This window comes from Verrucosispora sp. FIM060022 (assembly GCF_003977705.1).
Classification (GTDB): Bacteria; Actinomycetota; Actinomycetes; order Mycobacteriales; family Micromonosporaceae; genus Micromonospora; species Micromonospora gifhornensis.
In genome coordinates this window covers 86,628-107,202 of record NZ_RQIV01000006.1, presented here as the reverse complement: position 1 = coordinate 107,202, position 20,575 = coordinate 86,628, and the positions used below count along the sequence as shown (strand labels likewise).

General features: G+C 71.8%; 16 protein-coding genes. 6 read left to right on the top strand and 10 right to left on the bottom strand.

All coding sequences use genetic code 11. The features are described from left to right. Nucleotides 1-190 precede the first annotated feature (190 nt). The 4 genes from EG812_RS17725 to EG812_RS17710 all read left to right on the top strand — a co-directional run bounded on the left by EG812_RS17725 (nt 191) and on the right by EG812_RS17710 (nt 5,537). Nucleotides 191-763: a DUF3000 domain-containing protein gene (locus EG812_RS17725; protein WP_013732327.1), complete on the top strand. Its 573-nt coding sequence runs from the start codon at nt 191-193 to the stop codon at nt 761-763. 70 nt (nt 764-833) lie between these two features. Next, nucleotides 834-2,150: a ribonuclease D gene (locus EG812_RS17720; RefSeq protein WP_126712212.1), complete on the top strand. Its 1,317-nt coding sequence runs from the start codon at nt 834-836 to the stop codon at nt 2,148-2,150. A gap of 124 nt (nt 2,151-2,274) precedes the next feature. Next, entirely contained in the window at nt 2,275-3,471 is a 1,197-nt protein-coding gene (locus tag EG812_RS17715; protein WP_126712211.1) for a thiolase family protein, read from the top strand. After that, on the top strand, nt 3,468-5,537 hold the full coding sequence (locus EG812_RS17710; protein WP_013732324.1) for a 3-hydroxyacyl-CoA dehydrogenase NAD-binding domain-containing protein: 2,070 nt from the start codon (nt 3,468-3,470) through the stop codon (nt 5,535-5,537). Before EG812_RS17715 ends, EG812_RS17710 begins: the two co-directional genes overlap by 4 nt. A gap of 173 nt (nt 5,538-5,710) precedes the next feature. Here EG812_RS17710 and EG812_RS17705 read toward each other — a convergent pair whose 3' ends face one another. The 3 genes from EG812_RS17705 to mdlC form a co-directional block, all read right to left on the bottom strand. Next, complete coding sequence (locus tag EG812_RS17705; protein WP_126712210.1) at nt 5,711-5,935, bottom strand: hypothetical protein; 225 nt, start codon at nt 5,933-5,935, stop codon at nt 5,711-5,713. Nucleotides 5,936-6,102: 167 nt separating this feature from the next. Then, nucleotides 6,103-7,194, bottom strand: a complete 1,092-nt coding sequence (locus EG812_RS17700; protein ID WP_126712209.1) for a Glu/Leu/Phe/Val family dehydrogenase — start codon at nt 7,192-7,194, stop codon at nt 6,103-6,105. A 19-nt stretch (nt 7,195-7,213) separates the two neighbouring features. Then, nucleotides 7,214-8,803 (bottom strand): benzoylformate decarboxylase, encoded by a 1,590-nt coding sequence (gene mdlC / locus EG812_RS17695; RefSeq protein WP_233579529.1) that lies wholly within the window; start codon nt 8,801-8,803, stop codon nt 7,214-7,216. 127 nt (nt 8,804-8,930) lie between these two features. Between mdlC and EG812_RS17690 the strand changes: the two genes are divergently transcribed. Then, on the top strand, nt 8,931-9,659 hold the full coding sequence (locus tag EG812_RS17690) for an IclR family transcriptional regulator (RefSeq protein ID WP_013732320.1): 729 nt from the start codon (nt 8,931-8,933) through the stop codon (nt 9,657-9,659). A gap of 10 nt (nt 9,660-9,669) precedes the next feature. Here EG812_RS17690 and EG812_RS29100 read toward each other — a convergent pair whose 3' ends face one another. The 5 genes from EG812_RS29100 to EG812_RS17665 form a co-directional block, all read right to left on the bottom strand. Beyond that, nucleotides 9,670-10,056 carry a VOC family protein gene (locus tag EG812_RS29100; protein WP_158632520.1) on the bottom strand — a complete coding sequence of 129 codons (387 nt, stop codon included), beginning with the start codon at nt 10,054-10,056 and terminating at the stop codon, nt 9,670-9,672. Between the two features lie 80 nt (nt 10,057-10,136). Further along, nucleotides 10,137-11,324, bottom strand: a complete 1,188-nt coding sequence (locus EG812_RS17680; protein ID WP_013732318.1) for a sensor histidine kinase — start codon at nt 11,322-11,324, stop codon at nt 10,137-10,139. After that, a complete protein-coding gene (locus tag EG812_RS17675) occupies nt 11,321-11,989 on the bottom strand; it encodes a response regulator transcription factor (RefSeq protein ID WP_013732317.1) in 669 nt (222 codons plus the stop codon). The genes EG812_RS17680 and EG812_RS17675 overlap by 4 nt, the downstream gene beginning before the upstream one ends. A gap of 129 nt (nt 11,990-12,118) precedes the next feature. Continuing rightward, entirely contained in the window at nt 12,119-13,411 is a 1,293-nt protein-coding gene (locus EG812_RS17670; RefSeq protein WP_126712206.1) for an outer membrane protein assembly factor BamB family protein, read from the bottom strand. An 82-nt stretch (nt 13,412-13,493) separates the two neighbouring features. Beyond that, the gene (locus EG812_RS17665) at nt 13,494-14,780 is read right to left on the bottom strand and encodes an outer membrane protein assembly factor BamB family protein (RefSeq protein WP_126712205.1); all 1,287 of its coding nucleotides are present in this window, start codon (nt 14,778-14,780) and stop codon (nt 13,494-13,496) included. 38 nt (nt 14,781-14,818) lie between these two features. Between EG812_RS17665 and EG812_RS17660 the strand changes: the two genes are divergently transcribed. Beyond that, nucleotides 14,819-16,756 (top strand): DUF6311 domain-containing protein, encoded by a 1,938-nt coding sequence (locus EG812_RS17660; protein ID WP_199743897.1) that lies wholly within the window; start codon nt 14,819-14,821, stop codon nt 16,754-16,756. 3 nt (nt 16,757-16,759) lie between these two features. Here the strand turns inward: EG812_RS17660 and EG812_RS17655 are convergent, their stop codons facing one another. Next, nucleotides 16,760-18,535 carry a DUF6311 domain-containing protein gene (locus EG812_RS17655; protein ID WP_233579528.1) on the bottom strand — a complete coding sequence of 592 codons (1,776 nt, stop codon included), beginning with the start codon at nt 18,533-18,535 and terminating at the stop codon, nt 16,760-16,762. Further along, complete coding sequence (locus EG812_RS17650; RefSeq protein ID WP_502697200.1) at nt 18,535-20,322, bottom strand: DUF6311 domain-containing protein; 1,788 nt, start codon at nt 20,320-20,322, stop codon at nt 18,535-18,537. The genes EG812_RS17655 and EG812_RS17650 overlap by 1 nt, the downstream gene beginning before the upstream one ends. Between the last annotated feature and the right edge of the window lie 253 nt (nt 20,323-20,575).

Genomic DNA, 20,575 nt, shown 5'->3' with positions numbered 1-20,575 from the left:
GCTCCCTCCCCCACCGCCCACTTTGTGACGTGGCAGCCCTTCGAGGAAGCAAGGGGCAGGCGGTAGAGCCGCGGACCGCTGTCGACACCGCCGCTGGGCGGGTTCGTCGGCAGCCGGCGGATGATCACCAGCTGGTGATCCTCGGCGTGCCGTCACGGCGAGGCGGCGGGTGGCGGCTTAGGCTGCGGACATGGCCCCCCCGATCGCGCTTCCGGACACCTTCGCCCGCGCGGTCGCCGGGCTCCGGTCGGCGACGCCCCGGCCGGAGATCGGCCTGGAGGAGATCGGTGCCCCGCAGCGACTCGCGCCGTACGCCTTCGCGCTCTCCGCCTCGGTGCTGCGCGACGGCGACGAGGTGACCACCGGCCGGCTGATCCTGTTGCACGACCCGGTCGGACACGAGGCCTGGCAGGGCACCCTGCGGCTGGTCACCTACGTCACCGCCGAGTTGGAGAGCGACCTGGCCGCCGACCCGCTGCTGCCGGGGGTCGCCTGGACCTGGCTCACCGATGCCCTCGACGCCCAGGAGGCGGGTTACCGGGCCATCGGCGGGACGGTCACCCAGACGATGTCGAACCGGTTCGGGGATCTCGCCGGCCCGCCCGCGACCGCCGACATCGAGATCCGCGCCTCGTGGACGCCGACCGACGGCGACCTCACCTCGCACCTGTACGCCTGGTGCACCCTGCTCGCCTCCACCGCCGGCCTGCCGCCGCCCGGCGTCACCGCCCTGACCGACCGCCGAGCCGCCGCCACCGGCTGAGTCGGCTGGGTCGACACGCGGCGGGGGCGGGTGCGCGCGGTGTGTTCCGCTTCCGCACTAGGGTTGTCAGGTGACCGACGAACCACCCCTGCGCCGTCGGACCGCCGCAAGCCGTACGGGAAACGACATCGAGACCCCGCCGTCGGCGCGGCCGGAGCCGTCGGACGCGGGGACCGAATCCACCGGCGGCGAGTCCGTGCCGCTGACCGCCCCCCGCGAGGGCACCCCTGAGCCGGTGACCGTCCCGGAACAACTTGCCGAGGTGGTGGCCCGCTTCGCGGCCGGCAGCGGCCCGGTGGCCCTGGACGCCGAGCGCGCCTCGGGCTACCGCTACAGCCAGCGGGCGTACCTCGTGCAGTTGCGGCGCAGCGGCGCCGGTACCGCGCTGATCGACCCGTTGCCGCTGCCCGATCTCAGCGCGCTCGACGCCGTGATCGCGGACACCGAGTGGGTGTTGCACGCGGCCAACCAGGATCTGCCCTGCCTCGCCGAGTTGGGACTGCGTCCGCGACGGCTGTTCGACACCGAGTTGGCCGCCCGGCTCGCCGGATTCGAGCGGGTGGGCCTGGCCGCGCTCACCGAGCAACTGCTCGGCTACAGCCTGGAGAAGCACCACTCGGCGGCGGACTGGTCCAGCCGGCCGTTGCCGGAGTCCTGGCTGACGTACGCGGCGTTGGACGTGGAACTGCTGACCGACCTGCGCGACGCCCTGGACGCGGAGCTGACCCGGCAGGGCAAGTCGCAGTGGGCGGCGGAGGAGTTCGCCGCCCTGGTGCAGGCCGGCACCCGCCCGCCCCGGGTACGCGCCGAGCCCTGGCGCCGTACCTCCGGCATCCACCGGGTCCGTGGCGCACGGGCGCAGGCCCGGGTGCGGTCCCTGTGGTACGCCCGCGACCAGATCGCCGCCCGCCGGGACTCGGCACCGGGCCGGGTGCTGCCCGACTCGGCCATCGTGGCGGCGGCGGAACTGGACCCGAAGGACGAGAAGACGCTGCTCACCCTGCCCGGTTTCGGCGGCCGGTCGGTACGCCGGCTGGCCCGGACCTGGCTGGCGGCGCTGGACGACGCGCGGCAGTTGCCGGACGAGGATCTGCCGGTGACGCCGACGGTGGAGGGCCCGCCCCCACCGCACCGCTGGGCCGAACGGGATCCGGCCGCCGCCGCCCGGCTGGCCCGCTCCCGCGAGGTGGTGCTGCGGCTGGCCGGCGAGCACAATCTGCCGCCGGAGAACCTGATCTCCCCAGACACGGTCCGCCGGCTCGCCTGGCAGCCCCCCGAGGAGATCACCGAAGCCACCGTCGCCGACGCCCTACGCACCCTCCACGCCCGCGAATGGCAGATCACCCTCCTCCTCCCCGCCCTGGCCCAAGCCCTCCTCCCCACCTGACAGCCCCTTTCGGGTGGCATGAGGGAAGGGTGGGGTGTGGGCTGGGCCACAGGGTGGGGTGGAGCGGGGATTGTTACTGGCGGGTAGCATTCGGGGAAATGCCAGTGCCGGCTAGGAGGCTCCAGTGCCCCGTGAAGTTCGGGATGTCGTCTTCGTCGACGGCGTCCGTACCCCGTTCGGCAAGGCGGGTGGCATGTACGCCAACACCCGCGCCGACGACCTGGTGATCCGATGCATTCGCGAACTGCTACGCCGTAACCCGCAGCTGCCCCCGGAGCGGGTCGAGGAGGTGGCCATCGCCGCCACCACCCAGATCGGTGACCAGGGTCTGACCATCGGCCGTACCGCCGCTCTGCTGGCGGGTCTGCCCAAGAGCGTCCCCGGCTTCGCCATCGACCGGATGTGCGCCGGAGCGATGACCGCCGTGACAAGCGTCGCCAGCGCCATCGCCGTGGGCGCGTACGACGTGGCGATCGCCGGCGGCGTCGAGCACATGGGCCGCCACCCGATGGGCGAGGGCGTCGACCCCAACCCGCGCATCGTCGCCGAGAAGCTGGTCGACCCGTCCGCGCTGGTCATGGGCGCCACCGCGGAGAACCTGCACGACCGGCTGCCGCACATCACCAAGGAGCGCACCGACGCCTTCGCGCTCGCCTCCCAGCAGAAGACCGCCAAGGCGTACGCCAACGGCAAGCTCCAGGACGACCTGGTGCCGGTGGCCATCCGGGACGAGGAGGGCGGCTGGGGCCTGGCCACGGCCGACGAGGCCCCCCGCGACACCTCGCTGGAGAAGCTGGGCAGCCTCAAGACCCCGTTCCGCCCGCACGGCAAGGTGACCGCGGGCAACGCCGCCGGTCTGAACGACGGCGCCACCGCCAGCCTGCTGGTCGCCGAGGACGTCGCCCGCGAGCTGGGCCTGCCGGCCGCCATGCGCCTGGTGTCGTACGGCTTCGTCGGCGTCGAGCCCGAGGTGATGGGCGTCGGCCCGATCCCGTCGACGGAGAAGGCCCTGCGCATCGCCGGGCTGACCATCGACGACATCGGCCTGTTCGAGCTGAACGAGGCGTTCGCCGTACAGGTGCTCGCCTTCCTCGACCACTTCGGCATCGCCGACGACGACCCGCGGGTCAACCAGTGGGGCGGCGCGATCGCCATCGGTCACCCGCTGGCTTCCTCGGGCGTACGGCTGATGACCCAGCTCGCCCGGCAGTTCGCCGAGCACCCCGAGGTCCGCTACGGCCTCACCGCCATGTGCATCGGCATCGGCATGGGCGGCACCGTGATCTGGGAGAACCCGCACTGGGAGGGTGGAGACAAGTGAGCGCGCTCACCGCACCGAACGAGGTGGTCACCCGGGCCCTGCTGCGCCAGGTGAACGTGCCGGGGCTGGACCGTCCGGCCGCCCTGATCACTCTCGACAACGGATTCGACCACACCAAGCCGAACACCTTCGGCCCCGGTGGCCTGGCCAGCCTGGACGAGGCGATCAGCGCCGCCCTGGCCGCCGAGCCGGCGTTCATCGCGGTCACCGGCAAGCCGTACATCTTCTGTGTCGGCGCGGACATCACCAGCCTGCCGCTGCTGGCCGACCGGGAGCAGGCGCTGGCCATCGGCCAGTTGGGCCACCGGGTCTTCGCCCGGCTCAAGGACAGCCAGATCCCGACCTTCGCCTTCGTCAACGGCGCGGCGATGGGTGGCGGCCTGGAGCTGGCCCTGCACTGCCACTACCGGACCCTGTCCGCCGGTGCCGCCGCCCTGGCGCTGCCGGAGGTCTCCCTGGGTCTGATCCCGGGCTGGGGCGGCACCCAGCTGCTGCCGAACCTGATCGGCATCCCGGCGGCCACCCAGGTGATCATTCAGAACCCGCTCATGCAGAACAAGATGCTCAAGCCCAAGCAGGCCGCTGAGCTGGGCATCGCCGACGTGCTGCTGGAGCCGGCCGACTTCCTGGAGCGGTCCCTGGAGTGGGCCGCTGGCGTGGTCCGGGGCGAGGTCACGGTGACCCGGCCCGAGGTCGACAAGGACATGTGGGCCGGGGTGCTCTACTTCGCCCGGCAGACCCTCGACCAGCGGCTGCACGGCGCGGTCCCGTCCGCGTACAAGGCGCTGGATCTGCTGGAGACGGCGAAGGACGCCGACTTCGCCGCCGGCACCGCCGCCGAGGACGAGGCCCTGGCCGACCTGATCTTCTCCGAGGAGTTGCGCAGCGGCCTGTACGCCTTCGACCTGGTGCAGCGGCGGGCCAAGCGGCCGGCCGGGGCACCGGACAAGGGCCTGGCCCGCCCGGTGACCAAGGTGGGCATCGTCGGCGCCGGCCTGATGGCCAGCCAGCTGGCCTTGCTGTTCGCCCGTCGCCTCCAGGTGCCGGTCGTGATGACCGACCTGGACCAGGCGCGGGTCGACAAGGGTGTGGGCTACGTGCACACCCAGATCGAGAAGCAGGTCAGCAGGGGCCGAATGGACAAGGGTACGGCCGCCAAGCTGTACGGCCTGGTCAGCGGCTCGGTGGACAAGTCGGCTTTTGCTGACTGTGACTTCGTCATCGAGGCGGTCTTCGAGGACCTGAACGTCAAGAAGCAGGTCTGGGCCGAGCTGGAGAAGATCGTCAAGCCGGAGGCGGTGCTGGCGACGAACACCTCCTCGCTGTCGATCACGGCGATGGCGGCGGAACTGGAGCACCCGGAGCGGGTGGTCGGCTTCCACTTCTTCAACCCGGTGGCCGTACTGCCGCTGCTGGAGATCGTCCGGGGCGAGCGCACCGACGACGCCACGCTGGCCACCGCCTTCGCGGTCGGCAAGCAGCTGAAGAAGTCGTCGGTGCTGGTCGCCGACGCCCCGGCCTTCGTGGTGAACCGACTGCTCACCCGCTTCCTCGGGGCGATCTTCGCCGCAGTGGACGCGGGCACCCCGCTGGAGGTGGCGAACCGCGCGGTGGACCCGCTGGGCCTGCCGATGCGTCCGCTGGCCCTGCTCCAGTTGGTCGGCCCGGCCGTGGCGTACCACGTGGGCGGCACCCTGCACGCCGCCTTCCCGGAGCGCTTCGGCATCAGCGAGAACCTCAAGCGGATCGCCGACTCCGGCCAGCCGATCGTCGTCGACGACGAGATCAACGCCGAGGTGGCGAAGCTGCTGGTGGTCGGCGACCAGCCGCTCACCGAGGAGCAGGTGCGGCAGAACGCGCTGGACGCGCTGGCACAGGAGATCCGGCTGATGCTCGACGAGGGTGTCGTGGCGCAGGCGCAGGACATCGACCTGTGCATGATCCTCGGCGCCGGTTGGCCGTTCCACCTGGGCGGCGTCACGCCGTACCTGGACCGGACCGGCACCAGCGAGCGGGTGACCGGCCAGCGGTTCCTGCCGCGCGGGGTGGCCAGCCTGGCCGGCTGACCCCCACCCGAGCACACCGGATCGCGGTGGTCGCCCCTCCGGGGGCGGCCACCGCGACCTCGTTTGGTGGCCGCCCGCGGCCCGGTGTCCGGGGGTCAGCTGCCGCCGCCGCGCCGAATGGTGTTCGTGCGGGTGCCGGGTGCGGCGGCAACCCGTGGTCCGCTCGGTGACGGTCAGAAGGTTCGTCGTCTCCGGACCACCAGCAGGACACCCTGATGGATCAGCACGCCGACGGCGGTGTTGAGCACGGCCAGCCCGGCCGCGGCGAGCAGGCCCGGTCCGACTTCCTCCACACCGCTCGCCACCAGCAGAACCGGCCATCCCAGCGCGGCGAGGATGAGTGCCGAGCGCCACCAGCGCCCGCACAGCAGGCCGAACACGATCAGCGCCGGGATCATCGGACCTCCCATGGTCAACTGCCCCACCCGCGGGAGGCCTGACGGCCTCGCCGTCGGGCACGGCTGACGGCCTCGACGTTACGCCGTAATGGCGGTGACCCGCCCGGCCGGATACCGCCATTACGCCGTAACGGAGTCGATCAGCCAGGGCCGACAGCGACAGTCCGTCAGCTGGGCAGGTAGCCGGGTTTGAGGCCGGTTCGGGCCTGCTGGATGCGGGTGTGGGCGAGGTCTTCGGCTGCCGCGCCGGGCAGGATGCCCTGCCTGCGGGCCAGGTCGAGCACCTCGGTCACGGTGTCGAAGATCTTCGCAACCTGGGCGGGCACCTCCTCCAGGGGAATCCGCCGGTACTCGGCCGATCCGGTGGTGACCCCACCGGCGCTGGCGACGAAGTCGGGCACCCAGAGGATGTCGCGCTCGACGAGCTGCTGCTCGACCTCGGGGGTGGCGAGTTGGTTGTTGGCAGCGCCGCAGACCACTGCCGCGTGGATCGTCGGGACCGAGTCGCTGGTGAGGGTGGCGCCGAGCGCACACGGGGCATAGATGTCGACAGGCGCGTCGATGACCCGCTCGGCGAGGAGCACCGCGGGCAGTTCCCGTCGGACGCGTTCGCGGGCGGGCGCCGAGATGTCGGCGGCGGTGACCGTGGCCCCTGCCTCGACGAGGAGCCGGACGAGTTCGTAGCCGACCTTGCCGAGCCCTTCGACCCCGACGGTACGGCCGGCCAGGTCGGCGGTCCCCCATCGGACGGCAGCGGCGGCACGCAGGGCGTGGAAGGCACCGTACGCGGTCATCGGGCCACTGTCGCCGTACCCGCCGGCGGTGGTGGTGCGCCCGAGGACGTGGTCGGTGCCCCGGCCGATCACATCGAGGTCGGCGGCGCTGATCCCGACGTCGCCGGCGGTGACGTAACGGCCACCGAGGCTCTGCACGAAACGTCCGTAGGTCTCCAGCAACGCCTCGGACTTGATCGTGTCGGGGTCGCCGATGATGACCGCCTTGGCACCGCCGCAGGGCAGGCCGGCGACGGCGTTCTTGTAGGTCATCCCCCGCGACAGCCGCAGCACGTCGGTCAACGCCTCGGCTTCGCTGGCGTACGGATGGAACCGGGTGCCCCCGACGGCCGGGCCGAGGGTGCTGTCATGGATGGCGATGATGGCCCGCAGGCCGGTCTCCGGGTCCTGGCAGAAGGTCACCTGCTCGTGCGGGAAGTCGGGGAAACGGCCGAACACCGGGGCGGACGGCTGGGGTGCGGACATGGGCTTGCCTTTCAGCGGTTCAGGGGGTGGTGAGGTCGGTGTCGACCTGGATGAGCCGGGGTTCCCCGGCAGCGAGGGCGTCGGTGACCGCCTCGACGAGTGCCGTACGGCTGGCGACCGTCACGCCGGTGACGCCGTACCCGGCGGCCAGCGCGGTGAAGTCGATGTCGGGAATGTCCAGGCCCGGTGTCTCCCCGGCCGCCAGCACCTGGGCGAACCAGCGCAGCGCGCCGTAGGTGCCGTTGCGCAGGATGACGAAGATGACCGGGATGCGGTAGCGGGCGGCGGTCCACAGTGCGGTGATGCCGTAATTGGCCGACCCGTCACCGACCAGGGCGACGACCTGCCGGTCGGGGTCGGCCAGCTGCACCCCGACGGCCGCGGGCAGCCCGAAGCCGAGGCCGCCGGAGGCGGGGAAGTAGTAGCTGCCGGGTTCGCGCAGGTCCGCCTGTGCCCAGAAGGCACCGGTGGTCGAGGTGGATTCGGTGACCCAGACGGTGTCGGCCGGAGCGGTGTCCCGTAGCACGGCGAACACCTCCTCCGGATGCAACCGGCCCGCCGAGCCGGATCGCGGTGCCGGGATGGGCGGCAACGGTACGAGGGCGGCCCGCCGCCCGGGGGTGACGGCGGCGGTCAGCCGGGCGAGGGTGTCGGCGAGATCGCAGACGATCGCGTCACCCATCGGCGCGCGGGCGGCTTCGCCCGGGTCCACGGTCAGGTGCACCAGTCGGGTGCCCTCGGACAGATACCGGCCCGGGTCGTACTGGTGGTAGCGGAACACCGGCGCGCCGACGACCAGGACGAGGTCGTGTCCGGCCAGCAGGTCGCTGATCGCCTTGACCCCGGCCGGCAGCACGCCACGGAAGGCGGGGTGGCGGGTGGGGAACGGGCAGCGCGACGCCGAGGGGGCGATCCAGGCCGGGGCGGCCAGGGCTTCGGCGAGCGCCACGGCATGATCGTTCGCGGCGACCGCGTCGACGTCGGGGCCGAGGATCAGCACCGGCCGTTCGGCCCGGTCCAGCATCGCGGCAAGCTCGGTGAGCTGCGGGGTGGTCAGCGCCGCGGCGGTCACGGTGGTACGGGACAGCAGGTGCCGTGCCTCGACGGAGGACTCCGCCCGCCAGTCGTCGTACGGCACCGACACGTACACCGGTCCCTGGGGTGCCAGGGTGGCGGTGTGGATCGCCTGGCTGATGGTCCGGGGCACGTCCTCGGCGGAGGCCGGCTCGCTGCTCCACTTCACCAGCGGCCGGGGCAGCGCGGCGGCGTCCACGTTGGCGAGCATCACCTCCTGGCCGACGGTCGAGCGGACCTGCTGCCCGGCGGTGACCACCAGCGGGCTGTGCGAGTAGACCGAGTTGGTCAGCTGGCCCATCGCGTTGCCGGTGCCGGCTGCCGCGTGCAGGTTGACAAGCGCCGGGCCTCGGCGGGCCTGGGCGTACCCGTCGGCCATGGCCAGCACCACGCCCTCGTGCAGGCCGAGGAGGTACCGGAAGTCGTCCGGCAGGCCGGCCAGGAACGGCAGCTCGTTGGAGCCGGGGTTGCCGAAGATGGTGGTCAGGCCGTGGGCCCGCAGCAGCTCGAAGGTCACGTCCCGCACGCTCGCCACCGCACAACTCCTCTCCCTCGACCGCGACCAGTAGACCTGGATCTTCCGTCATGCAGAAGGGTCTGGGAGAAGGGTTCCTCTGTGCGGAATACTGCTCTGGTCGGTGGCGAGCAGTGGGAGGCAGGCCATGGAGTCGGTGGGCAACGCGCTACGCGCCCTGCGGTATCTCGGCGCCCAGGAGTCGGTAAGCGTGGCGGACCTCGGCCGGCACCTGCAGGTCGCCCCGTCCACCGCGCACCGGCTGCTGTCCACGCTCAAGGAGTTCGACTTCGCCCGCCAGGACGACTCCCGTCGCTACCGGCTCGGCCCGGCGGCACACGAGGTCGCCACCCGACAGGCCCCCTGGGACGTCGTCGCCGCCGTCCGCCCACACATGGAAGACCTGGCCGCGACCACCCGCGAGACGGTCAACCTGATCGGCCTGCAGGGCGCCAGCATCGTCTTCCTCGACGGCGTGGAGAGCACCCAGACCGTCCGGGTCGGGGTCCGCACCGGCGACCGGCTACCCGCGTACACCACCGCCGGCGGCAAGGCGCTGCTCGCCCAGATGCGCCCGAAGGACATCCGGGCGCTGCATCCGCGCATCTTGGCCGCGCTGACCTCCGCCACGATCACCACGACCGACCAACTGATCAAAGAACTCGACGCCGTACGCGCCCGCGGCTACGCCTCCAACCTTGAGGAGTGCGTCGATGGTGTGTACGCCGTCGGCGTGGCCGTCGTCCACCCCACCCGGGGCGCCGTGGCCGCACTCACCATCTCCGCCCCCGCACACCGGGTCGACGAACGGCGCGCCGACCTCCTCGCCCAGCAACTCCTCCAGGCCAACACCCGCCTCACCCAGGGCTGGCGGTGAGCCAGGCCCGTTATGCCGAGTGCTCGGCCGCGCTGCGCTCCACGCAGAACTCGTTGCCCTCCGGGTCGGCGAGGACCGCCCAACCGGTGCCGTCGGGTCGGCGCTGGTCGTCGATCAGTACGGCGCCCAGGCCGAGCAGCCGGTCGACCTCCTCGTCGCGGGTCCGGTCGGTCGGCTGCAGATCCAGGTGTACCCGGTTCTTCGCCGTCTTGCCCTCCGGTACCCGCTGGAACAGCATCCCGCCCTCGGCGATCTCCGCCCCGGACAGCAGGGCACATTCCGGCTCGCCCGGCTTGTTGTCCGGGTCGTGCCGCATGCCTGTCGCCTCGGCCCAGAAGGTCGCCATGGCGAACGGGTCGGCACAGTCAAAGTCGATCCATCGCACCCTCGAAGTCATGGGCCCAATCTCTCACCGTGATCAAGCGAATTACGCCGCCGGATCACCGGGCCGCAGCGGGTCACCCGGCCCGCGCCGGGTCACCGGGCGGGGTTCTCCCCCGTCGACGCGGCGTCGGCGGCGGGCAGGTTGACCGTCACCTCCAGGCCACCGCCGGACTGCGCCACCGCGGTCACCGTGCCGCCGTGCGCGTCGCAGACCGCCCGGACGATGGACAGGCCGAGCCCCGACCCGCGCGCCCCGGTCCGCTCCCGGCCGCCCCGCCGGAACGGCTCGAACAGTCCCGGTACGTCCGCCTGGTCCACCTCGAAACCGGTGTTGCCGACCACCAGCCAGGACCGCTGCCCGTCGGAGCCGGTGCGTACCCAGAGTCGGCCGTGCAGGTGGTTGTAGCGGACCGCGTTCTCGATCAGGTTGCCGGCCAGGCGGTCCAGCAGACCAGGATCACCGACCACAGGTGCCGGTTCCAGCGAGGTGTGCACGTCGAGCTTTATCCGCTCCACCTCACGGCGGACCGCCGACAACGCGTTGAGGGTGCCGGCGGCGAGGTCACACTCGGTACGCCGGCCCAGTCGACGGCCGGTCTGGGCCTCGCTGCGCGCCAGCACCAGCAGCGCGTCGACCAGGCTGTTGGCCCGCTCCGAGGCGTCGCGCACCACGGTGGCCATCCGGCGGTACTCGGCCGCGTCCGCTTCGTCGTCGCTGAGCGTCACGTCGATTTCGGTACGCATCACGGCCAGCGGCGTACGCAGTTCGTGCGAGGCGTTGGCGACGAACCGTTTCTGGGCCTCGAAGGCGGCGGCGATGCGGTCCAGCATCTCGTCGAAGGTGTCGGCCAACTCGGCCACCTCGTCGTTGGCCCCGGAGTAGCTGATCCGCTGATCCAGTGTGGTCTCACCGAGCCGCCGCGCGGTCGCGGTGACCTGGTGCAGCGGTCGCAGCGCCCGACCGGCCACCGCGTACGCCCCGACCACCCCGACCGTCCCGATGGCCAGCAACGCGGCCAGTCCCTTGGCCAGCAGTTCCCCGGAGGCCGAGTCGACAAGTTGCCGCTGCCAGGCAGCGGCGTCCATGGAACGCCCGTCGGCCAGCAGCACCGTCGTGCCGGGCAGCAGTTCGTCGGTGGGCCGCAGCGCGTCGCGGACCAGCAGCCAGGACAGCAGCACCAGGATCGCGCCCGCGCCCACCAGCAGCACGCCGTTGAGCAGGGTCAGCCGCAGCCGCAGGGTGGGCCGCAGACGCGGGTGCCGCCGCGGGGTGCCCGTCACGCCGGCACCTCGGCGGTACGGTAGCCGGCCCCCACCACGGTCTCGATCAGCGGCGGATCGCCGAGCTTGCGACGCAGGGTCATCACGGTGACCCGGACGATTGTGGTGAACGGGTCGGTGTTGGCGTCCCAGACCCGCTCCAGCAGTTCCTCGCTGGACACCACCGCACCGCGGGCCTTGAGCAGTTCGCAGAGGACGCCGAACTCCTTGTTGGTCAGCTCCACCGGTGCCCCGCCACGGGTGGCGGTCCGGCGGGCCGGGTCGACGACCAGGTCGGCCAGTTCCAGCACCGGCGGTGCCGCCGGGGTGGCCCGGCGGCCCAGCGCCTGCACCCGGGCGACCAGTTCGTCGAAGGCGAACGGCTTGGGCAGGTAGTCGTCCGCGCCGAGTTGCAGTCCTTCGACCCGGTCGGCGACGGTGCCGCTGGCGGTGAGCATCAGCACCCGGGTCAGCGCGCCCGAGCTGGCCAGCTCCGCGCAGATCTGGTCACCGTGCATCCCGGGCAGGTCACGGTCGAGCACCACCACGTCGTAGCGGGTGACGAAGGCCATCTCGTGACCGCTGTCGCCGTCGTACGCGACGTCCACCGCCATTCCGCGCTTGCGCAGGCCACGCGCGATCGCGTCGGCGAGGTGGCGTTCGTCCTCGACCACCAGTACCCGCATGTCCAGCCCCTTCCCGGCGACGACAACTCGACAACCTAACGCTGCTGGCCAAACCGACCCCAACCCCCCACGTCGGTGGTGCCGAGATCCTTCCGAGTCGGCACTGGCGGTCGAGGTGCCCCTGCCCGCTCAGTCGGGCAGCTGCCACACGCCGAAGTCGCCGCTCTGGCGGCGGCAGGCGATCAGGTCGTACCGGCTCTGACAGTCGCCGACGACACCGGGAAGCACGTCGAGGCGCCGTGGCTGTGCCTCCGCCGGGTCGAGCCGGGCCAGCACCGCGCCCACCTCGGGCAACAGGTGGATGCCGAGCAGCCGGAGCTCCTGCTCGTAGCTGGCGACCGTCTCCCAGGAGCCGTACCCGGTCAACACCCTCCCGGTCTCCGCGTCGAGCGTGACAAGCCCTGATTCGCCCAACTGCGCGAGAGCCCTCGTCGGTGTCACCCGCAGCAGGTCACCATCCTCGCTGGTGCTCCACCGCACGTCTCCGGCCACCGGGTCGATGACATGCGTGCCGCCTCTGTTGGCCCTGGCGCAGAGCAGCGCGCCGCAGCGGGTCACGTGGTCCGCCAGCGGCACGGTGGCCTGCCAGCGCGGCACCAGACCGGCCAGGTCGTAGGCGGTGATGGTCCGCGAGTTACGGACCACCAGCAGCAGGTCATCGACCACCGACGACTGCTGGTAGCCGGTGCTGTCGGCGGCGGGCAGCCGGTCGCGGAGCTGTCCGGTCCGGGCGTCGAGCACCTCGACGTCACCGGCGGCGGTGGACACCACGATGGCGTCGATCACACCGTCACGCTGGTGGTGTTCCACCCAGGACGGCGGCAACGTCCTGGACCACAGCTCACGGCCGGTGGCCACCTCGACCGAACGCAGCGTTGTCGACTGCTGAACGGCCCACGTCTGAAGCAGCACCCGACCCGACGCGTCGCGGGTGCCGAACCCGGCGCTGCGCCAGCGCTGCTGCCCGGTGGCGGCGTCCAGCAGCATGGTCTCGCTCGACCGGCCCAGGTCCTGCGACGGGACCAGCGACAACAGCACGCCGGCGGCGGTGTCCTCCACCCGGAAGAACCGGATTCCTGGTGCCACCGGCATCCGCCACAGCGGTACGAGGCGCTGCGGGGTGACGGTGGCTCGCCGGGGCCGGGCATAGGCGGTGAGTTCCCGCGAGCCGTCGGTCACCCCGCGGACCGGGGTGACGGTGAAGATGCGCTGCGCGGTGAGGAACAGGTCGGTCGCCAGGCCGCCCGGCACCGTCGCGTGCACCCGCACGGGTGGAGGTGCGGCGCTGGTAAGCCCCACCAGTGCCGCCAACGCCACCAGCGCGAGGGGCCACTGTCGCCCCCGACCGCTGGGGCGACGCCGCGGGCGTGGCGGTTGCGGGTCAGTCGGCTCGGTCAGCTCACCGAGGTCGATCAGCGTCACACTCGTCCCTCTCCGCCACGCACCTCGCTGGTCGCCGGAGCTTAACGCCGCAGGCAAGCGAGCCACTCCAGCCGCGTTGCGGTCAGTCACGCAGCTGCCACAGCCCGAAATTGCCGTCCCGACGGCGGCACACGATCAGGCCGTCCCGGTGACGGCAGTTGCCGACCGCACCAGGTAGCAGGTCGATGCGGCGTGGCTGCCCGTCTGCCGGATCGAGCCGGGCCAGCACCGCGCCCACGTCGGGGATGGACCGCGTCCCGAGCGGATGTGAGGCGACACCGAAGTCTTGCACCAGATCCCAGCTGTCGTCGACGGTCCGAGGCCGTCCTGTTCCCGCCTCGATGGTCGCGACCGTTGGCGGGCGCTGCCGGTGGTCGACCACCAGAGCACGTCGGTCCCCGGCATGCAGAACGTCGAAGCCCTCGCCGACGGTCCACCGGAGTGCTCCGGTCGCCGGGTCGAGCAGATGCACACCGGATCCGGCACTCGGCGCACAGATCAGGGCTCCACACCTGTAGATCCGCTCGACCGACTGCACGTCGGTCCGCCATCGCCGGGCCAGACCGTCGAGCTGGTACGCGGCCACTGCGCCGGGGCTGCGAACCACCACGAGGTCACCGATGACCGAGGCGTACCGCTGGTCGCCCGGATCGTCCGCATCGGCGGGGAGACGGCCTCGCCGCGTGCCGCTCCGCGCGTCCAGCACCTCGACATCGCCGTCCACCGTGGTGACCACCACGACATCGATCTCCGCTGGGTCCTGGTGATAGGAGGGCCAGAACGCCTTCGACGACACCGACCACAGCTCGCGGCCACTTGCCACGTCGACCGCGGCGACCCGGTCCAGGTCCTGCCTCTCGTAGGTCTGCAGCAGAATCAGGTGCGAGGCGACGAACACCGCGACCCCGTTCTGCCGCCAGCGGAGCTGACCGGTACGGCTGTCCAGCAGCATGGTCTGCATGCCGGCATCCGTACCGGTCAGGGAGAACACCAACGCGGAGTCGTCCACGCGTTCGACCACCATGGGCTGAGCGGACCCGACGGGTGTCCGCCACAGAGCGGTGAGCTGCTGCGGTGCACCGGTGGCCCGCTCCGGCTGCCGATAGGCGAGCAGTTCCTGGCTACCGTCGGCGACGCCGGTCACCGGTTTCACGGCGACGATCTGGCCGCCGCCGGTGAGGAACACCTGGGCGGACAGCGACGACGGCAGGATCGCCTGCAGCCGGGGAGCCGGGGGTGCCGCACCGGTCAGGACCAGCAGCACGACCAGCGCCACCGGCACCAGGAACGAGCGGGAAGGTGGGGGCCGGCGGCGGCGACGCCGTGGCTCGGTCGGCTCGGTTCGGTCGCCGAGGTCGATCACCGTCACGCTCGCCCCTCCCCCGCAACACATCCGGTACGCACCCTATGGGTGCCAAAAGCCCCAAGAGCCCGCCTGTACGATGGCCCGTCGTGGCTGTGCCGGTGGTAAATCCCTCGCTGAATCCCGTCTCCCCGACCGTCGAGACGCAATCCACAGGGCGACCTCGGCGCCGGCCGGCCCGTGCCGACGTGCTGGCCATCGGAGCCTACGTGCTGCTCGGTGTCGTCGTCTGCCTCAACTACTGGGTGGACGTCAATAACCGGGTCTCCTCGCACCTGCCCACCGACCACAGTTGGTTCGAGTGGCTGTTCTCGCACGGCGCGTACTCGCTGCGCAACCTGGAGAACCCGCTGTTCAGCACACAGCAGAACGCCCCCGACGGGGTGAACATGATGGCCAACACCTCGCTGCTCGGGGTGACCCTGCCGTTGGCCCCGTTGACCTGGCTGCTCGGCCCCCAGGTGGTGTACGCGCTCTACCTGGGCGGTGCGCTGGCCGCCACGGCCGGCACCGCGTACTGGATGCTGTCGCGGCACCTGGTGCGCTCGCGGGCGGCGGCCTTCATCGGTGGCGGGTTCCTCGGCTTCGCCCCGGGCATCGTGCACCACGCCAACGGCCAGCCCAACTTCGTCTCCAACTTCCTGCTCCCGCTGATCGTGGTGCGGGTGTTCCGGCTGACCGAGCCGGGTCGGTGGCGGCGCAACGGGCTGGTGCTGGGGCTGCTGGTGGCATACCAGATCTTCATCAACGAGGAGATGCTGCTGCTCACCGCGCTGGCCTGCCTGGTCGTCGTGATCGCGTACGCGATCATGCGGCCTCGGGCGGCGCGGCAGCGGGCTGGCACGTTCGCCGCCGGGCTGGGTGTCGGCGGCGGGCTGGCCCTGCTGCTGACGGCGTATCCGATCTGGTTCCAGTTCAACGGCCCGCAGTCCTACCGGGGCTTGCAGGGCGGGGTGTTTCACAGCTGGGGCGAGGACATTGTCGCCTTCGTCACCTTCCCCCGCGACACCATCGCCGGCACCGAGGCGGTGGAGAAGACCATCGGCATGACCGAGCAGAACACCTGGTTCGGTTGGCCGCTGGTGCTGGTCTGCGTGGTGGCGCTGGTGTTGCTGGTCCGCCGCTGCATGGTGGCCCGCATCCTGGCGGTGCTTGTGGTGTTCTTCTCCGTGGCGGCGCTCGGCCCGGAGATCCGGTTCAACGGCGAGCTGACCGGCATCGGCGGACCGTGGTCGTACATCCCGGAGGACCTGCCGCTGGTCGAGATGATGATGCCGACCCGGCTGACCCTGGTGACCACGGCCGCGCTCGGTGTCCTGCTCGCGCTGGCCTGGGACGCGGTGGCGGGGCACGGCCGACCGCCGGTACCGGCCCCACGCGCCCCGCATCCCGCGGAGGGCTCGGCGGGCGTCTCGGAGCCGGCGAGCAGCTCGGAGTCGGCGGGCCTGGGGCGGCGACCGCGTTGGCAGCAGGCCGTCGGGTACGCGGCGATCACGCTTGCCGTACTGCCGCTGATCCCCACCCCGCTGCCGGCCGAGCGAGTCGATCCGCCACCGACCTTCATCACCTCCGGCGCCTGGCGGCCGTACGTGCCGGACGGTCGGACCCTGGTGCCGGTGCCCATCCCCAGCAACGTGCACGGGCTGTCCACGCTGCGCTGGAGCGCGCTGACCCAGCACCAGTTCCCGATCCCGGCCGGCTACTTCATCGGCCCGAACCTCGACGGCGAGGGTGTCTTCGGCGCACCGAACCGGCACACCAGCACGCTGATCTACCGCAGCATGGACACCGGCGAACTGCCCGAACTGACCGACGAGGACCGCCAACGGGCGGTCGAGGATCTGCGCTTCTGGCGGGCCTCGGTGGTGGTCCTCGGCGCCCACCCCAAGCAGGCCGTGCTGCGGGAGCTGATGACCGCCCTGCTCGGCGAGCCGCAGCGCGTCGACGACGTCTGGCTCTGGGACGTCCGCGACCGGGTGTAGCGGTCAGCCGACCAGCGGGCGGACGTCCCAGACGAGTGCGCCGTCGATCGGGCGGGGCGGCCCGAGCAACGCCTCGACGGTACGACGTACCGCGTCGCCGTGACGCAGTTCGCCCTGCACCACCACCGCCGCCCGCCAGTGCCGCAGGTCCGCCACCGCCTGCCGACGGTCCGCATCGGTGATCGACGGCAGCTCACCGGTGTCGGCCACCCGGCGCAGCAGCGCCGAGGTGGGGCGGTCCGGGGCACCCCAGCGGGCCGTCGGATCGTCCGCGGCCTTCGGGCCGATGAAGAAGCCACCCGGTGCGGTGAACGCCAGCCCGGTCCGGGCCGACCAGAGCATCGCCGGGCTGCGGCCGTGGTTGGTGACCGGCGGCACCGCCACCAGCGTCCGCCCGGCCGGCACGTACGCCCGCCAGGTGCCGTCGGCGACGAACGCCGGCACCGGCCAGACCGACACGGTCCGGATCGGAGTCGGCGTCAACGGCAGCAGGGCGGCGGCGAGCGCACCGGCCCAGAGCAGCCGCACCGCCGACCGGGTGGCGGCCCACTGCCGGGCGACCCGGTCCGCGGCCAGCGCCACCAGCATCCCCAGCACCGGTACGCAGACCAGCGCGAACCGGGCCGGCACCACGTGGTCGAGCAACGGCAACCCCGAGATCAGCCGGTACGGCCCGGCCAGCTCGGTGACCTCCGCGTCGAGGCGTACCGGGGTGCCGAGGGAGAGCAGGGCGAAGACCACCCCGCACCCGGCCAGCGCCCGCACCAGTGGCCGACGCCAGAGCCAGGCGGTGGCGAGCACGGCCAGCACCAGCAGTCCCGGCCCGAAGAAGGAGTTCTCCTCGGTGGGGTTGGGTGCCAGCAGGGCGCTCGACCGGCCGTCCCCGAGCACGGTCTGCCGGGCCAGGGCCGGAAAGGACGCCACGTCGAGCTGGTAGGCGTGCGCGTAGAACGGCATCCCCCGGTAGTGGCCGGGGCCGAAGAACTGGAACCACAGCGGGTACGCCAGCAGCACTGCTGCCACCACCGCGCCGATCCCGATCCGGGCGGCGAGCCCGGGGGCGAGTCGGCGGGCCGCCGCCCGGTCGGCGAGCGCGTACCCGAGCGCGAACACCCCGGCCGCCAGCGCCACGAAGAGCAGCAGTTCCTCACCGAGGAAGACCTGGTAGGTGACGGCCAGCCCGAGCAGCAGCCCGTACCGCCACACCCGGCCGGCGGGTTCGGCACGGAACACCAACGCCAGGATCACCGGCACCAGGAACTGGGCGGCCATGTGCAGGTGCGCCCCGGCCTGGGCGACCATTCCGGGGGCGAACCCGCAGATCAGCCCACCGATCGCGGCAGCCACCCGGGAGCGGACCAGCCGCCGGCGCAGCAGCACGTACCAGGCGGTGGCGGTGCCGGCGAGGCAGCCGACCACCGCCACCACGAAGGCCGTCTGCGAGCCGAACAGCAGGGTGACCGGGGTCAGCGGCACACCCAGCCCGAGCACGGAGGTGTTGGCCATCAGGTTGACCCCGCCGGGAGCGTTGAGCGCGTCGCTCCACAGCGGATTCTCGACTCCCGTCACGGCCCGGGCGGCGCGGGCCAGCATCCACTCGAAGAGGATCTGGTCCCCGGCCTGGTGGAACAGCCGGTCCGGGCGGCCCCACTGGCGGCTGGTCAGCCACGCCGCCACCGCCAGGTATCCGGCCACCACCGCAACATCCGGGGTACGGGGAACCCGCAACCGGCGGCGGGTGGTGGCCTGGACGGGAAGTTCGGCTGTGCCGACCGGCATCAGGCCGTCCGGTCGGTCAACGCCCGTACGTCCCACACCCAGACGTCCAGTTCCTGGCGGGCCGGGCCGACGAGTTGCTCGACGGTCTGCCGCAGCGGCTCCGAGTGCGGCTGACTCACCGGCAGCACCAGGACCGCCGCCCGCCAGTGCCGCAACTCGTCGAGGGAGCGGCGCCGCTGGCGGTCGTTCAGTTCAGGCGTACGCCCGGTCGTCGCGACCTCCTCCAGCAGCCGGCCGATGCCGCTGGGTCGACCGCCGAACCGACCCGGGTCGCCGGTGTTGCCGTTGCGCGGGGCGAGGAAGTACCCGCCCGGCATCTTGAAGTCGAGGTTGGTGGCGGCGGCCCAGCGCATGCCGTGGGTGTTGCCCATGTTCGGCACCGGGATCGGCACCAGCGTCTGATCCGGCCCGACGTAGGCGCGCCAGCGGTCGGAGGTGATGAAATCCGGCACGGGTGGCCGGGTGGTCATCGGCAGCGGCATGGGCGCGATCGGCAGCAGGGCGAGGACCAGCCCACCGGCGGTGAGCGTACGCAGGGTGCGCGGGTCCAGCGGCAGCGTCCGGCTGCGTTCGATGGCCAGGGCCAGCAGGATCGCCACCACCACGCTGGTGATCATGCCGAACCGGGTCGGTACGACGGCGTCCAGCAGCGGCAGTCGGACCAGCCACTCCCACGGTCCGACCATCAGTTCCCGGTCCCACCAGGTGATGCGTTCGCCGAGGGAGAGTACGGCGTAGAACCCGGCGGTGGCCGCCAACGCCCGGACCAGCACCTCCCGCCGCAGCCACAGCACGATGCCCACGGCGATCAGCGCCAGGCTCCAGCCGAAGAAGGCATTCTCCTCGGAGTAGTTCGGCGCGAGGTTGACGTTGGCCCGCTGGTTGCCGCCGATGGTCGGCGACCCGGGGGCGAGGTAGGCGGCGATGTCGTTGCCGTAGTCACGCACCGCGTCGCTGAGCCCGTGGTACGCCATCGGCCCGGCGAACTGGATGTACAGCGGGTACGCCAGCAGCGCACCGGCGATCACCGTGCAGGTGGCCACCGCCTTGCCCAGCGGCCGCCAGGCCGCCGACCAGAGCGCGGGACGCTGGACGACCACCGCGATCAGGAAGATCCCGCAGCCCATCGCGGTGAACAGCAGGATCTCCTCGTTGATGAACGCCTGCGCGGTGACCAGCAGCGCCAGCAGCGCCCCGTCCCGGTACGGCCGGGTCGACCGGGTGATCACCATGACCCGCCAGACGATGAACGGCAGCAGGAACTGGCTGATGATGTTCGGATGCCAGCTGGCGTGGGAGAGCATCGCCGGTGAGAAGCCGCAGAACCAGCCGCCCACCACGGCCGCCAGCCGGTTGCTCACCACGTGCCGGGACAGCACGTGGTACCAGGCCGAGGCGGTGCCGGCGAGGGCGAGGGTGACAAGCACCACGAACGTGACCGCCGGCCCGAACAGCAGCGTCACCGGCACCATCGGGATGCCCAGCGCGAGGATGGCCGTGTTGGCCATCAGGTTGACCCCGTCCGGATAGTTGAACTGCTCCGTGAAGAACGGGAACTCCCCGTGCAGCACCACCCGCACCGAGTGGGCGAGGAAGAACTGCACCTGCGCCGGGTCACTGCTGTAGAGCGACGCGACCCGGCCGGCCGGGTCCGCCCAGATCTGACTGGTCACCCAGACCGCGACGAGCAGGAACCCGCCGAAGACGGCGAGATCCACCCGACGGGGGGTCCATCGGAACCGCCGCTTCGGGGTGGCGTACGCCTGGTCCGACCCGCCGCCGGCCACCTCACTGTCCACAGTAGAGTCGGACACAACGGAACCTTGCCCATCTTCACGCTCAGTGATGGGCTCGGCTGGCAAGTCTGAAGTGACGTCGGTTTTCGGCGGGATTGCGGCGCGGGTCTCGGCAGGCGTCACAGTCGGCGGAGTCTACCCGAGTAGGGAAATAGCGCCCAAGTTGACGGGCCCTCCCCTGTGGTCGATGCATGCCGATGCGACGCAGCGTGAGGCGGAGAAGAGCATGGGCGTGACATCTCGT